Below are 14,593 nucleotides of genomic sequence, written 5' to 3'. Positions count from 1 at the left end.
TAAGCTGTAAAGAAGGATTTTATTTAGTTCTATCCTGTAATCGGCTAAAGATGCAGACACGCAAGCTACTCGACTGGTGGGAGACACTAACACCCCTAGCGCGCATCACAGCGATCGCGTTATTCATTCCGCTGTTAGTGCTCAATGGTTGGGCAATCTCGTCAATTTTTAATTATTTCCACTCCCTGATAGTCATTTTAGTTGGAGCCTCAGTGCTAGCATTTCTGCTCAACTACCCCGTTAGCTGGATGGAGCGTCACGGTGCTAGGCGAGAGCCGGTTGCTATTTTAGTATTTCTATTGGCTTTATCAATTTTATTAGCGTTGGGTGTCACCCTGTTTCCGCTAGCCCTTACGCAAGCTCAGCAACTAGTGGCTCGCTTGCCAGAGTTAATTGACTCTGGACGTTCCCAGTTAATGCTGTTAAACGAGAAAGCAGAGGTTTTTGGCTTACCGATCAACCTTGATGCCCTAGTCGTGCAAATTAACGATCGCGTCAAGGGACAATTGCAAGCGATCGCCGGGCAAGTTCTCAATCTAGCTGTAGTCACAGTCACTAGTTTGCTAGATTTCGTCTTGACAATGATTTTGACTTTCTATCTTCTACAACACGGAGGTGAACTCTGGCAGAGTTTAGTAGAATGGCTACCCTCAAGATTTCGTGAGCCTTTTTCTCAAACAGTACGTCTGAGCTTTCAAAATTTCTTTATTACCCAGCTGATTTTATCTACCTGTATGGCATCAGCTTTGATTCCGGCATTTTTGTGGTTGAAAGTGCCTTTTGGGCTATTATTTGGGTTAACTATCGGCATCATGGCTCTCGTCCCTTTTGGAGGTTCCGTAGGCATTGCCCTGACTACCTTATTGGTGTCGCTGCAAGATGTCTGGATGGGGGCAAGAGTCTTGATGGCAGCAGTTATCGTTCAGCAAATTCTGGAGAACTTAATCGCCCCCCGGATTTTAGGGAGTTTTACAGGTTTAAACCCAGCTTTGGTAGTGATTTCAGTTTTGACAGGGGCGAGAATTGGGGGCCTTCTAGGTGTAATTGTGGCAGTACCCAGTGCTGTTGTGATTAAAACCGCTATCAGTGTCATACGTCCTGCGACACTAAGCGGTGATACTGATGAATATGCCAATTCCGGGGACATAGCTGCACCCGTTGCACCAGAAGCATCCCCAAAAACTGAAGCGAAAAGTTCCCTGAGTGTATCAGAAGCTACATCACCTTAGAAAGTTAAAATTCAAAAGCAAAGAATTTTGAATTGTTTACTGTGGTTCGACAATTGAACCCATAAACAAAACGCTTCCTGTCTGATTATCTCGAATAGCACAAAAGAAAGGACGGTCAACAATCATTCTGAATGGTTCTGGTTTTTGCATAGCGGATGTTGCCACTATGCCTACTGAAGTTGCCGCTGCGGCTTCAGTGCCTTCTTCATTTACTTCCACAATAGTTTTATGCTTAACCTGGCTAATTGCAAGGTTTTCGCCAATACCAGAGAAATTAGCTTTGGTGCTAAAAGCCTCCTCCATACCTAAGGCTTTTAGTGCATCATTGAGCGTAACTTCATAGTCTGTTTTAAACCGAGGCAAACGAATCAATCCTTCCCGCTTGCGGAATTGAGTCATCCATTTGTCCCAATTCTCAGTATTCAAGTTTTGATATAAGGCTTGCAGGCTTGAGTTTTGTTTAGGCAAAAAGATATAAAGGCTGATTTTACCATCTTTGCCATAAGGCAAACTCACTGCCTGAAATTGCTCATTTTCTTGGTATCTATAGTCGCCATCTTGCGACATCATCGGGTGCTGTTTTTGTTTCCCAGATTTTAGAGAAAAGGGCAATACAGCAGTTTGACTTTTATCAAATTCGTTGCTCCATTTTCCTTTAAAGTAGATGGCGTTAATCAGAAATAGTACTTGGTCGGGTTGAATTTGATCAACTATTTTGTTGATTTTCCCCTGGGTATTATCCTTAACCCAGCTATTGATAATATTGGGTGCTTCCCGATCTTGAAAATTTAAACTCGTCACCTTGGCTTTGTAAAAATCCTGATTTCTCTGGAGAAAGCCTGACTTAAAGCTGGTGTTTTGATTCGCCCAAAGGGAGTTAGCAATAGTCAGTTGTACATCAGTCTCAGGATTTTCTAACAGCTTTTTTAATGCTGCATAAGATGAGTTAATTTCTGACAAATTTAAACCCTGGAATTCCAGGGTTTTCGCCATAGCTTTTTGGGTAGAGCCACTAGCTCCATTGTAGGTCATAGCCAAGGCGATCGCTACACTCGAAGGAGAAAGAAAAACGTTCTTTTCACTACTTTCCTGTTTCAGAACTTCTGAAAATAGTTTGAAGCCAAATTTATTGTTGGCATTAACTAATTTTGTATCAGGGGTAGCGGTTTTTTTTGGCAGAGGAGACTCTGAATTAGGCAAACGAGATTGGGCCAGTGCGCTCGTATCACCATTGACTTGAGAACAGCCTAATACACCCAAAAGTACAACGCTAGCAGCAGCCAGCACGTAACGTCTTCCTAACCGCACACCGTAACGTCTTTGCAAGAAATTTTCTTTCACACCACTAAATTTCTGCCGATTCATTCTGCCACCTCGTTCGCCATAGATTTAATGACTTCTCAAGTGTTAACTATGGCATTTACTACAGCAGAAAAACCTGGCTGTTACAGTTTTGGTAACAGTAAATAATTTGCAGCAATTCAATAGAATTTATGCAAGCTACTAATTGCTAATTGAGTAGGCAATACACATCCATGATTATTAGCTATTTCCTGATTATTAGCTATTTCCTGATTTTTAGCTAAACGTATTTTAAACTACAAAACAACTCAATAATTTCTTCACGCTGAATTTGTAGTAATAAATAAATATAATAATTTCGGTCTGGATTTCGTGCAAAGTTTCTCTAGTATGAGGCAAACTTTGCTGAGAATAAAACGCTTCTACATTCTATCCCAAAACGGGTATAAATACTCCTTCCTATCGCTGAATGTCATCTGGATAAATGCGTTGGTAGTTGTTTGCAGAATTGAAAAAAGTAGTAATCTACCCAATGAGTTACCATATAGCAGATATCAACGATAATAGTATGTTAGGTTAAACCCCTCACGAGCGTTGAAATCATTAAAAAGCTGAATAGAAAATCGTGAGGGGCAACAAAGGAAATAAGGAGGTCTAGGAAGACAGAGCCAAAAACTAATGACTCTTGCCTATTACCTTTTGAATCTTGACCCTTAACCCTTAACCCTTAACTTGATTCTATTTATTTTGAAACTCCCCAATAGAGCTAACGGGTAGAGTCCACCAAGCTAAAGCGTAAGGTTGACTGGGTTCATTGACCTGTTGGCGCATCTGGATGCGGATTTTGTAATTACCATTAGCAGGAATAGGGCAAAAAATATGTTCTACACTATCAACTTGACTGATAGATGAGCAAACAGTAGCAACATCTGGATTTTGAGCATCAGCTTTTACCAGATAGAGATCGAGGTTGTTCAAACCGCGATCGCGGAAAGTATCTCCGACGTCATAAAGCTCATTTTTATTCTTATCGTCGAGCTCTACCAATCGGTCCCAAGCCAAGGTAATAGCAACAAAACTTCCTTGTTTTAAGGGTTTTGCTAGGACATATTCTACAGGCGCAAGTGCATCCACAGTTCGGTAATCCCAACCAATGGCAGGCACAGCAGTTGATGGTTGCCATTGACCTGCACTAAATTGCTGATAAGCGCGAAATGCATTCAAATGGCCTGCTCCTATTTGGGAATCTAAGGGAATTTTGGGGTCTTGATAAGCATCAGAAGCTAGCCAGTCTTGATTTTGTTTATCAATGAGTGTCCGGGTCATTCCCAAGCGCAAACCATCTCCGCTATCTTTAACCTTGTCTGCGGAATTAAGCAATACAGCTTTCATCACCTGGTGATGGCGAGAATCAATACTCCAGTGAGGTTGTTTTGTGCGCAACTGGCGATCGCCAAATTCCTGCAACAAAGCAACAGTACCTGTAACGTGAGGTGCTGCAAAACTTGTACCTGTGACCTTATTAACTTTGCCATCTGGATTGAGCAGAGCAATATTACTGCCAGGTGCAACTAAACTAATAGCACGACGCCCACCGATATTAAATTCTTTGCCTGCTAACCTACCATTTACTCCTTGGTTAGCACCTGCGAGATTAGAAACGTCAACTTTACTAAAAATCCCTTCTCGACGGGATGAAAAAGCCACGTTTACTCCATTAAAATTATCTGTAGGAATAGGAATACCTCCTTTCCCTTGGTTGCCAGCGATCGCATACAACACATCATGAACACGACTGGACCAATCAATACAGAGGGTGAGTAAAGCATTGCCATCTAAAATAGCATCAGGACGCGGATCGCGGTTTAGAGGTTCACCAAAACTGAAATTAATGGCACGAATATCACCATTATTTTGTAATGCAATGTGTTGTGCCGATAAACACTCTTCTGGTTGACCCATGTTTTTAGTCGAGCCAACAGCTGAAGAATACAATCGCGCCTCAGGAGCAACCCCCGGCCAAGCTTTGTCTTTACTGACCATCACACCAGCAACATTGTAGGCATGGGGATCAACGCCACTATTTGATTTAGCTGGACCATTGCGTAAGAAAACTGCTGCTAGGGATACAGCACGATTTTTAGACACGGCTTTATCCCAACCAAACATTCCTGGACGTCCAATTTCTACCTGACCAATAGCAATCTTACGACCGCTTAAATTATAAGGAGGTTGGTGTAGCCTGAGAGCATCAATACCGTTGGTTCCTAAAGAAGTTTGTAAAACTGAAGCCAGCGCTGGCACACTCAAACAAGAAGCACTTAGTCCCCACAATACCCAAGTTAGTTTTTTATTCATAGTCATTAGTTAATTGGTCAGTCAAAAGGCAATAGGTAAGAGCCAATAGTTAGATTATTTCTTCCTTCCCCCGCTCCTTGTCCCCTTATCTCCCCAGTACCCCAGCTACTCTACAAAGGCGGGATCAAATTTATGAGCGATGGCTAAATATTTTGTTACAATGTTTACAGACGAGGATGCTTGAAAACCCACCAGCCATGACCCAAAACCTATCTAAAAAGCCCATTGTGATTTCTCCATCTATCCTATCAGCCGATTTTAGCCGTTTAGGTGACGAAGTTCGTGCTGTAGACGCTGCTGGAGCTGATTGGATTCATGTCGATGTAATGGACGGTCGTTTTGTACCTAATATTACGATAGGTCCTCTGGTTGTGGAGGCGATTCGTCCGGTGACAACAAAGCCGCTAGATGTCCACTTAATGATTGTGGAGCCAGAAAAGTATGTAGAAGGCTTCGCGAAAGCAGGTGCTGATATTATCTCAGTACACGCAGAACACAATGCTTCACCGCACCTACACCGCACTCTAGGACAAATCAAAGAACTCGGTAAAAAAGCAGGAGTTGTACTCAACCCTTCCACACCTTTGGATTTTATTGAGTATGTACTAGAACTCTGCGATTTAATCTTAATTATGAGCGTCAACCCTGGTTTTGGCGGTCAAAGCTTTATTCCTGGTGTAGTGCCCAAAATCCGCAAGCTGCGTCAGATGTGTGATGAACGCGGACTCGATCCTTGGATTGAAGTGGATGGAGGGCTGAAAGCAAATAATACTTGGCAGGTTTTAGAAGCTGGAGCTAATGCGATCGTTGCTGGTTCAGCTGTATTTAACGCTCCTGATTATGCTGAGGCAATTACAGCAATTCGTAACAGCAAGCGTCCTACACCAGAACTAGCTAAGGTGTAATCCATAATGAATTAACTATACGACACAAACAAAGAGGGTGGGCATTAATGCCCACCCTTATTTTTTACAGAGGCTTTTGCTGAATATTCAGGCGTTGATGAATTTTTTTATTATTCTCATCTACTGATTCTTGCCCATTGAGTTGCTTTCCAAAAACTAAAAAATAAAGCAGCCGAAACCAAAGCTCCAAGATTCCATTTAACAGAATTCTTGAGTAAGTTTAGTCCCTGAGAAGATTGAGTAGCTTTTGCTTGGTTCTGAATTTGTGATTTAGCCTTAGAGACTTCTGATAAGATTTGGGTTTTTACTTCCTGAGTACTTTTACCATCTAATGAGCGACCTTGTGCCTTCAAGAAATTACTTATTTGCTCCGGTGTAGCTTCGCTTAGTTTCTGTTCTACCTGTTCCGCCTGGGATAATTGTTGTTTGGATACATTAGTAATTTGCGCAGCACTTTGTTTACTGAGACGAACAGTGTTACCAATTCCTAAAGGTATTAGTAATAAAAAGATTAAGGCTAACAATAAAGTTAACCAAGATATTAACTTCAAACTGAGGAATTCCCATTTGCTTCGAGAATGCAGTTCTCCATAAAATATTAGCGCTAGACCAATTAAAGGCACAGGTACTCTTTCAACCAATGCTCCGAAAGTTTGAAATTCCCAAACAGGATTCATAAAGTTGGGTGGAACCAACATCTCAACTACGTCGAACAATGCTAATAGCAGCAGTCCGTAGCCAAGCATTCGTAAAATTCTCGTTGAGCCTATTTGGCTAAAAGCAAACTCTTGTAACTCTTGTACCAAACCGGGAATGAATTTATCGCTACTTGATTTAGTCATGTTCCTAGCACAATAAAAAACAGAGATCTGAAATGAGGGAAATTTGTGGTTTTGGATAAAGGCTTTGTCGCTATTAATTCAAATAACATTAGACCTTTTCTAAAACTTTCTAGTTATATAAATTGGCAAGATACCTTGCTTAGATACAACCCTTATGTAGTTCTTACATCTATAGCCTCCTAGCAAGGAGGAACGGTATTATAGTTTGCATGAAAGCGTGAGACTATGCAAATATGGTCTTCAAACAATGCAAGACTATTTAATTCGTGCTGAGACTGTTCGGATTTTGGCTTATTAATACTCGTCGTCAGAAAAACTTTTACTAAAACGAAGATTACACCACCTAAGGTTATAGCCAAAAACATGATTCGCAGTTGTTTCCACAAAGTCATCACCTTTAAAACTCAGCTACATCCTAAATTGGTTACTTCCCACTCCGGCAACAGAAAAGATAGAATAACACCAAAATCAGCACTGCGATCGCCACGTAGTGGAAAAGTATAAAAAAAGCTAATGGTAGTTTTTACCCTGGTAAAGCCCTGACAAATATTAATTCTTTTATTGCCTATACAGTTACCGATAACAATTAATGAAGTATTTCATCTTTGTTTCGTTTTGACTGTAATGGTAATTTTTCCGTAATTATCCTGAAAAAACCGTAATTATCATTACGTGCTAAGTATTTATAATCAAGGATTTTAGTAGAGCTTAATCAAATCTTTAATTTCATTATTTTATAAAACTTTATTGCACTTTATACCAAAAACAAGATTTCATCAGGATTATCAGTGGAAAGCAGGTTATTTGCTATATGAATTTTGTGTAAATCTATTCTGCGATTTATAGAAAAAAGTACTTATTTACACAACATTACAAGTAAATCTTGAGTGCGATACGTTTTTTAGGTAATGCTATTATCCATCCAAGAATGTATGGGAAGGAGTGCTTAAACATTGAGTTATAAATTGTACACTCAATTCTTAAGCACCCAATACTTATACCAATTTGAAAAAAGAATGCGACAGATTGTAGGGGCACGGCACTGCCGTGACCTCTAGAATATTATTGATATGTCGCAAACATTATTTGATTTGGTATTAGTACATACTTTATATGAACGCAACTATGTATTAGTTGTAGCTTCTAGCTTATGCTTTTACCGTAGCTTGTTGTTGCTGCTTTTGTTTGCGACGCAAAGCCACACCAAAACCTGCTGCTGTCAATGTACCCAAAATAGTTATAGGTTCGGGAACAGAGTTAGGTGGTTGCACTACTGGGCCCTGACCTACGTTTATGAGACTTGAGTCAATTCCCTGTGTGAAGTCGTAATAGTTATCGTAAGGGTCTACATCATTAACTTGGTAAATAGCTTGTTGTGTATTCACAAGGCTGTTAAAGAAGTTGCTAAGAGTTGAGGCATTAGTCACATGGAACCACCCTGTATCCAGAGTATCATTGCGAAAACCACCGCCGCTAAAACCAGCACCACCAGCATTTCCTAGCCCATTGGTATTTTCAGTATTAACACTGCTCCAATTACCAAAGTTAATGTTGTTTACCAATAGTGTATTATCATTTTCATCAAAGTCACCTGCCGCAGTATCACCATCATAAAGACTGAAACGAACAGCAAGCTCTTTCAATCCACCCCCAAGCGCTCCTGTGATTGTTGGAGTAAAGCCGCTCTGAATACCGATAGTGCCAGGATTGCCTTGGTAAGCAGATGGAGTACCACTATTATAATAACCTATGTACAATTGACTAGCTCCCAATTGGCTAGTTACTCTTGTATTGTTCAGACCAATAAGATCCAAGACAATTCCACCTACCGGGCTGATTCCACTGGACAATGCTCCTCCAGAAGTTGGGGAAGTGAGAGTCAAGGTAGTTGCCTGCGCTGACCCTGCTGCTTGAAAAGTAATAATACTGAGGGCTGTTGCCGTTGCCAGTTTCAACAAACCTCTTCTGATGCCAAATCTACTCATGAAAATTACTCCGTTTTTAAGGTAAAAATTGGTAGTAGATGTACCCAAAACTGGAGTTTTCCAGCACCCAAAAAATTGGACATGATAGTTCATGCCATAGAAAATTAATCAGCTTCTCAAATCCAAAAGCAGCAACCAAAATAGCTGAAGTCTGAGTATTGCTTCTGCATTTGATCTGTTAAAACTATAGGGGATAGCTCCTAAGCAAATATCCCTGTAATTAATATTGCAGTAGAGAATATACTCTTAAGAAAGAATACTTAAGTTTATGAAAAATTTATAGTATTTACTTTATCAAGGTTGTATCTTTTATATTGCTAAATTCAGGAATGAAAACGATTACACCCATATAATGGGATAATTTATTGTATAAATTTTATGTAAATTTAGCTTCCTTGTTACTTAGTCACTATGTTTTATTCACAATTTCCTAAATGCGACACCTCCTCTAAGAAGTTTTAAAGAAAAAAAGATGGGTAATGCCCACCTTTACTTACTCAATATTTATCATTTAATTGAGAATCAGCGCTTACTTGTGCCTACCTAGCCACTTGGCTGCTGCAACGCCGATAATGCCCGCAACAACGGGATTGCTGAGGAATTTAATAATCCCTGGTTGCTCTGCTAACACCTCACGGAAAACGTCGGGGTGGTTGTGATAAACGAAGGATGCAAGTTTGCTGACATCATCAGCGCTCATGCGGCTGGCGTGATGAGTGGAAAGACCAAGTTGTTGTTCTAGATGGCGCTCATCGAGTCCTCTTTCCTTTAAATGCTTGAAAAAAGCGCGTGCTACATCATCGCGTTCGTTGGGTTTGATTTGTGCGATCGCCTGTTGTAATTCCGGCTCCATTTGGCTAGTGGGAATCTTCTCTGGATGTAAAGACCGACCAAATAACTGACGACGCTGATCTGGTGTAGTGCGTTGAGCAAAATCGTCAAAGTTTTCGTATTCGGTGGTTGAATCTATTGTTACATCATCTAAAGATTCAACATTTCCTCCAGCCAAATCTTTCATGATTTGACGTTTGTATTGTTCGCTGCTTGTCACTTTGGTTCTCTCCTTTTTCAGGTTAATTTTTAATCACCTGACATTCTGGGAACTTTGATTATCTGCAGAGATTAGTCTTTGGCTTTTATTGCCAACTCAGCAATTAGGTATACTGAACTTGGCTTGTTTGAGTGTCGTACTTAGCTGTCAAAATCAGTTTTTTGTCAGGAGCATAGACCAACACTGTTAAGTCTTGGTTGGGGAATTGCTTGCGAAACCCTTGTACTAAAGATTTTGCTAATGGTCGTACCTCTTGAGGACGCACTTGTGGGGAAATAACAATGCCTAGTTTGTTGTTATCACGCACATAGGCATCTTTAATTAATCCGTTAGATGTTTGTACAACCCAGTTACCAAAATTTTGCCCTGAGGGACTATTACCTCGCTCTAATTCTGTATAGGTTACATCTCGACCAATTGCTGGAGTGCTGGTTGTGCGGTCAAGTTGTGCCACGTTACTACCACCACAGGCAGTGGTTATTGTCAGAACCAAAATCAAGATGCCAGCCATCAAGATTTTGCGACTCTGCTGAAGCAGAATCATTGTTTTACCTCCTAAAAATCATTGAAGAGTAAATTAAACAGCCTGTATGCCTATCTTTAAAAAGCTTTTCGATTCACAAAATCTCGATAAAGAAAGGTCATAATACCCCTAATATTCCCCTTGCTATAAAGAGAATAATAGGGGTCAAACCTGATTGCTAATTAGCCTTTATTTTTGCAGAAGTATTTGCACCTAGACCTGATTTCTAAAACTTAAGCAAAAAATATTAGCTTTAGTCAATTTTTTTCTTGACGTTATCTTTCACATCTTCTATGCCGTGACGAACTTCGCTTTCGGCTTGTTTAGCTTTACCTTCAACTTTGTCTTCTGGGTCACCAGTCAGGTTACCTAAAGCTTCTTGGGCTTTCCCTTCAATATTTTTACCTGCGGCTTTTGCTCTATCTTCTATGCTCATTTTCTACTCCTTCTTTCAATAAATAATTAGTTTCAAAGTTGTATTAAGACTCCGAAACTTTTTGTTATTACCCTTACAAAGTAGCTTAAAAATTTTTTCTTAGCCTTCTGTCACAAGATATATTAATTACCTATGCAAATAGAGAGAGAAGATATGACATAAATGATAGATATCTTGTTGTGATTTAACAGCTTAAGTCGATAATAAGAACTTATCCTGAAATTTATGCTCCTCATTTCATAAGAAAATTGGCTTTATCGTAATGCTTGGAAAGTAAAATTTATCAACTAACAATTGAATAGCCAATTATGACAGTACTTATAATTATTTTTAAGTAGGACTTACGCACTTCTACGAATTATTAGCATTGTTGGCATCTTGGTGTCCAATTGCCGTATTGGACGCCACATGCTTCAAGTCGGCACAGCCGCCCAACGCAGTGGCTCCTCCCATTACGATGGCAAAGTGGCGTTAGCGCAAGCAGTAGCGACGCAGGAGCGTCAACCGAAAGGCTGTTCGACAAATTAAGCTTTTCAGCAATTTTTGCGTAAGTCCTGTTAAGAAATCCTGAATAGTTCACGCTAATATTGTTGAATATTAAATAAATAAACCCAGTTCTCTAAAGAACTGGGTTTATAAAGTTATGAAGAGAATTTTTATATTTAATCTAGAAAGCCCATCAGACCATCAGAATCATCAATCTCATTTGGTGCTATCGGACGGTTGCCGAATGTTGAATAGCTTTCAGAAATTACCAATGTACTTGAGCTAACTGGGCGAATACCAGAGAGATTGATATTTTCAACAACTTGGAATGTATTAGCACCAATTGGACGAGTACCCATTGCGTTATAGGTTTCAACGACTTCTAACGTACTGGTGCTAACGGGACGCACCCCAGCAATTGAGAGTTTTTCAGCAACTTCTATGTCGCTAGCGCCTATAGGACGAATTCCACTGATCGCGAGTGTTCCTTGAGTCTCATTGTGCACTGGCTGATCCTTACCCTGTTCGACTTTATCTGTATTCAAGCTATTACCCTGATTATTTTCTACTTCCACTGTACTTTCTCCTTTTAGCTTGGCACGCTTTTGTCGAGGACTGACTGCCTTGCCAGTGCTACTAATGCTCATAACTTAATTCCTCCGGTTTGTTAACTCGTTTTTACAATAATTAAACTGATGTGAATTTTTTTCTATATAAGAGAGTTTAACCTTAAAAAACCTCATATAGGTATAATTATCTTTAAAATGTACACATAAGTAAATGCAATAAGTAAAATTTTATAAATAAAGATTGCTATTTATCCATTTAACTAATCTGGTGCCACGAGTGCAGAGTGGGATCGCTACTATGGGAGAGGATATTTCTGGCACAACTGTATGACAGAATTTGGTCTTCAAGCTCCCTTTAGTCCAACTGGCGATCAACCACAAGCGATCGCGCAACTAGTAGGCAGTATTCAAGCTGGTAATCGGTACCAAACTTTACTGGGTGCTACGGGAACCGGTAAGACATTTTCAGTAGCAGCAGTTATTGAGAAAATTGGTAAACCTACTTTGGTACTGGCCCATAATAAAACTCTGGCTGCACAGCTTTGTAACGAGTTGCGGGAGTTCTTTCCTAATAACGCCGTTGAGTATTTTGTTAGTTACTACGATTATTATCAGCCGGAAGCGTATATTCCAGTTACCGATACTTATATCGAAAAAACAGCTTCGATTAATGATGAAATAGATATGTTGCGTCACTCAGCGACGCGATCGCTTTTTGAACGCCGTGATGTGATTGTGGTTGCTTCCATCAGCTGTATCTATGGTTTGGGTATTCCAGCAGAATATCTTAAAGCTTCAATCCCCCTACAGATAGGTATGGAAGTGAATCAACGCCAGATTTTACGAGAATTGGCATCTGTGCAGTACAGCCGCAACGATATCGAAATGGGTCGGGGACGTTTTCGCGTCCGGGGGGATGTCTTAGAAATTGGCCCCGCCTACGAAGATAGAATTATTCGCGTCGAATTTTTTGGTGATGAAATTGATGCGATTCGTTATATTGATCCAGTTACAGGTGAAATTATTAGCAGTCTGCAAGCTGTAAATATCTACCCAGCACGCCACTTTGTTACCCCAGAAGAACGCTTAGAAGTTGCTTGTGATGATATTGCAGCCGAATTAAAACAACGCAAAGCAGAATTAGAGGAAGCTGGGAAATTATTAGAAGCGCAACGCATAGATCAGCGTACACGCTATGACTTAGAAATGTTGCGCGAAGTTGGTTACTGTAACGGCGTAGAAAATTATTCCCGCCATCTAGCAGGAAGAAAAGCAGGGGAACCCCCAGAATCTTTAATTGATTACTTTCCTAAAGATTGGCTGTTAGTGATTGATGAATCTCACGTTACCGTACCGCAAATTCGTGGGATGTACAACGGCGACCAAGCTAGGAAAAAAGTTCTAATTGAACATGGATTTCGACTTCCCAGCGCTGCTGATAACCGTCCATTGAAAGCAGAGGAATTTTGGGAAAAGGTGAACCAGTGTATTTTTGTTTCTGCAACCCCAGGAAATTGGGAATTAGAAGTTTCTGATGGTCATATAGTTGAGCAAGTGATTCGACCAACTGGGGTAATCGATCCAGAAATTTCTGTGCGTCCGACAGAAGGACAAATTGATGATTTATTAGGCGAAATTAAGGACAGAGTTGACCGCCAGGAAAGGGTTTTGATAACTACGCTAACTAAGCGCATGGCGGAAGATTTAACAGAATATCTAGAAGATAACGGCATTCGCGTGCGTTATCTGCATTCAGAAATTAACTCCATTGAACGGATTGAAATTTTGCAAGAATTGCGTGCAGGGAAGTTTGATGTGTTAGTGGGAGTCAACTTGCTGCGGGAAGGTTTGGATTTACCAGAAGTTTCCCTAGTAGCAATTATGGATGCAGATAAAGAGGGATTCTTACGAGCCGAGCGTTCTTTAATCCAAACTATTGGAAGAGCCGCACGTCATGTCAAAGGACAAGCAATTATGTATGCTGATAACCTCACAGATAGCATGATTAAAGCTATCGATGAAACTGATAGACGACGTGGAATCCAAATGGCATACAACAAAATGCATGGAATTACACCTCAACCGATTGTGAAAAGATCAAGTAATGCTATTTTGTCTTTTTTAGAAGTTTCTCGGCGGTTAAATGCAACAGATTTAAAAGAGGTAGACGAACATATAGATGAACTACCGTTAGAAGACATTCCTGACTTGATTGTGAAACTCGAAGCACAGATGAAAGAAGCCGCAAAGCAACTAGAATTTGAAGAGGCAGCAAAATTCCGCGATCGCATTAAGCATCTGCGGGATAAAATGTTGGGACGTTAGTACTTAATCAGGATAGCAATTAAGAGAATGCTCTTAATTGCTATCCTAAATAAAGTTAATGATTTCCCGATCGCGCCGATGGTTGCTTTACCCGATCGCATTTTGATGAATGCAGAGGAATATCTCATTTGGGAACCCACCCAAGAGCAACGCTACGAGTATTGGGATGGGGAAGTTGTAGCGATGAGTGGTGGTACGCGCAACCATAATCGGGTTTCTCTCAATATCGCTACTACTGTACCTTAGTTTTAAATCTTACTTATATACTCTCTCCGTATTTTCTCATATATTATTTAGGATTGCTATATCAATAAATTGAGTTGAGTTTTATCCAGAGCGCGATCGCTTCGCCCCCAAAATGTAAAACTAGAACGCTTGATTAAAACTATATTCTCTCGTAAATTCAGTTTTTATTAACTATTGCTTAGGCTTAAAGACTGACATAGTAACTGTATTGCCAAAGTATAGATAATTACAACAGCAGTATATTTGAAAACATCTTTCTCCTCCAGCCTCCCCAGCTTCCCCTGCTCCCCCAGCTTGCGAGGCTCGACCGAGCACCTTTCTTGCCCGGTCGCAGCT

12 protein-coding genes and 1 pseudogene are annotated in these 14,593 nt (G+C 40.3%); 5 read left to right on the top strand and 8 right to left on the bottom strand.

Going from position 1 to position 14,593, the window contains the following annotated elements; genetic code table 11:
- Nucleotides 1-50: 50 nt before the first annotated feature.
- The gene (locus BV375_RS10455) at nt 51-1,229 is read left to right on the top strand and encodes an AI-2E family transporter (protein ID WP_086760110.1); all 1,179 of its coding nucleotides are present in this window, start codon (nt 51-53) and stop codon (nt 1,227-1,229) included.
- A gap of 36 nt (nt 1,230-1,265) precedes the next feature.
- Here BV375_RS10455 and BV375_RS10450 read toward each other — a convergent pair whose 3' ends face one another.
- Together BV375_RS10450 and BV375_RS10445 are read right to left on the bottom strand one after the other, a co-directional pair.
- The gene (locus tag BV375_RS10450; RefSeq protein WP_086760108.1) at nt 1,266-2,594 is read right to left on the bottom strand and encodes a serpin family protein; all 1,329 of its coding nucleotides are present in this window, start codon (nt 2,592-2,594) and stop codon (nt 1,266-1,268) included.
- 675 nt (nt 2,595-3,269) lie between these two features.
- Complete coding sequence (locus BV375_RS10445; RefSeq protein WP_086760106.1) at nt 3,270-4,889, bottom strand: S8 family serine peptidase; 1,620 nt, start codon at nt 4,887-4,889, stop codon at nt 3,270-3,272.
- 197 nt (nt 4,890-5,086) lie between these two features.
- Here BV375_RS10445 and rpe point away from each other — a divergent pair, with 197 nt between their 5' ends.
- Complete coding sequence (gene rpe, locus BV375_RS10440; RefSeq protein WP_086760320.1) at nt 5,087-5,794, top strand: ribulose-phosphate 3-epimerase; 708 nt, start codon at nt 5,087-5,089, stop codon at nt 5,792-5,794.
- A 116-nt stretch (nt 5,795-5,910) separates the two neighbouring features.
- On the opposite strand, the gene BV375_RS10435 is transcribed toward rpe, so the two are convergent.
- Entirely contained in the window at nt 5,911-6,636 is a 726-nt protein-coding gene (locus BV375_RS10435; protein ID WP_208095617.1) for an HpsJ family protein, read from the bottom strand.
- 363 nt (nt 6,637-6,999) lie between these two features.
- On the opposite strand from BV375_RS10435, the gene BV375_RS36775 reads away from it, so the two are divergent.
- The gene (locus tag BV375_RS36775) at nt 7,000-7,140 is read left to right on the top strand and encodes a hypothetical protein (protein WP_166507423.1); all 141 of its coding nucleotides are present in this window, start codon (nt 7,000-7,002) and stop codon (nt 7,138-7,140) included.
- 644 nt (nt 7,141-7,784) lie between these two features.
- On the opposite strand, the gene BV375_RS10425 is transcribed toward BV375_RS36775, so the two are convergent.
- The 5 genes from BV375_RS10425 to BV375_RS10405 all read right to left on the bottom strand — a co-directional run bounded on the left by BV375_RS10425 (nt 7,785) and on the right by BV375_RS10405 (nt 11,764).
- A complete protein-coding gene (locus tag BV375_RS10425) occupies nt 7,785-8,621 on the bottom strand; it encodes a PEP-CTERM sorting domain-containing protein (protein ID WP_143842052.1) in 837 nt (278 codons plus the stop codon).
- Nucleotides 8,622-9,150: 529 nt separating this feature from the next.
- Nucleotides 9,151-9,672, bottom strand: a complete 522-nt coding sequence (locus BV375_RS10420; protein ID WP_086760100.1) for a hypothetical protein — start codon at nt 9,670-9,672, stop codon at nt 9,151-9,153.
- Between the two features lie 103 nt (nt 9,673-9,775).
- The gene (locus BV375_RS10415) at nt 9,776-10,216 is read right to left on the bottom strand and encodes a hypothetical protein (protein WP_086760098.1); all 441 of its coding nucleotides are present in this window, start codon (nt 10,214-10,216) and stop codon (nt 9,776-9,778) included.
- A gap of 232 nt (nt 10,217-10,448) precedes the next feature.
- Nucleotides 10,449-10,631, bottom strand: a complete 183-nt coding sequence (locus BV375_RS10410; protein WP_086760096.1) for a CsbD family protein — start codon at nt 10,629-10,631, stop codon at nt 10,449-10,451.
- A gap of 662 nt (nt 10,632-11,293) precedes the next feature.
- Nucleotides 11,294-11,764: a hypothetical protein gene (locus BV375_RS10405; protein WP_086760094.1), complete on the bottom strand. Its 471-nt coding sequence runs from the start codon at nt 11,762-11,764 to the stop codon at nt 11,294-11,296.
- A 249-nt stretch (nt 11,765-12,013) separates the two neighbouring features.
- Between BV375_RS10405 and uvrB the strand changes: the two genes are divergently transcribed.
- Entirely contained in the window at nt 12,014-14,011 is a 1,998-nt protein-coding gene (gene uvrB, locus BV375_RS10400; RefSeq protein WP_086760092.1) for an excinuclease ABC subunit UvrB, read from the top strand.
- Nucleotides 14,012-14,089: 78 nt separating this feature from the next.
- A pseudogene (locus BV375_RS10395) lies at nt 14,090-14,236 on the top strand (Uma2 family endonuclease); the annotation flags it as partial.
- Nucleotides 14,237-14,593: the final 357 nt, after the last annotated feature.

The organism is Nostoc sp. 106C (assembly GCF_002154725.1).
GTDB lineage: Bacteria > Cyanobacteriota > Cyanobacteriia > Cyanobacteriales > Nostocaceae > Aulosira.
Note: the sequence above shows the minus strand (reverse complement) of the source record. Positions and strands in the feature narration are given on the sequence as shown.

Bases quoted from the DNA above. Each gene is read 5' to 3' on its own strand.
- BV375_RS10455 (WP_086760110.1), top strand. From the start codon at position 51: ATGCAGACACGCAAGCTACTCGACTGGTGGGAGACACTAACACCCCTA.
- BV375_RS10450 (WP_086760108.1), bottom strand. From the start codon at position 2,594: ATGAATCGGCAGAAATTTAGTGGTGTGAAAGAAAATTTCTTGCAAAGA.
- BV375_RS10445 (WP_086760106.1), bottom strand. From the start codon at position 4,889: ATGAATAAAAAACTAACTTGGGTATTGTGGGGACTAAGTGCTTCTTGT.
- rpe (WP_086760320.1), top strand. From the start codon at position 5,087: ATGACCCAAAACCTATCTAAAAAGCCCATTGTGATTTCTCCATCTATC.
- BV375_RS10435 (WP_208095617.1), bottom strand. From the start codon at position 6,636: ATGACTAAATCAAGTAGCGATAAATTCATTCCCGGTTTGGTACAAGAG.
- BV375_RS36775 (WP_166507423.1), top strand. From the start codon at position 7,000: ATGATTCGCAGTTGTTTCCACAAAGTCATCACCTTTAAAACTCAGCTA.
- BV375_RS10425 (WP_143842052.1), bottom strand. From the start codon at position 8,621: ATGAGTAGATTTGGCATCAGAAGAGGTTTGTTGAAACTGGCAACGGCA.
- BV375_RS10415 (WP_086760098.1), bottom strand. From the start codon at position 10,216: ATGATTCTGCTTCAGCAGAGTCGCAAAATCTTGATGGCTGGCATCTTG.
- BV375_RS10410 (WP_086760096.1), bottom strand. From the start codon at position 10,631: ATGAGCATAGAAGATAGAGCAAAAGCCGCAGGTAAAAATATTGAAGGG.
- BV375_RS10405 (WP_086760094.1), bottom strand. From the start codon at position 11,764: ATGAGCATTAGTAGCACTGGCAAGGCAGTCAGTCCTCGACAAAAGCGT.
- uvrB (WP_086760092.1), top strand. From the start codon at position 12,014: ATGACAGAATTTGGTCTTCAAGCTCCCTTTAGTCCAACTGGCGATCAA.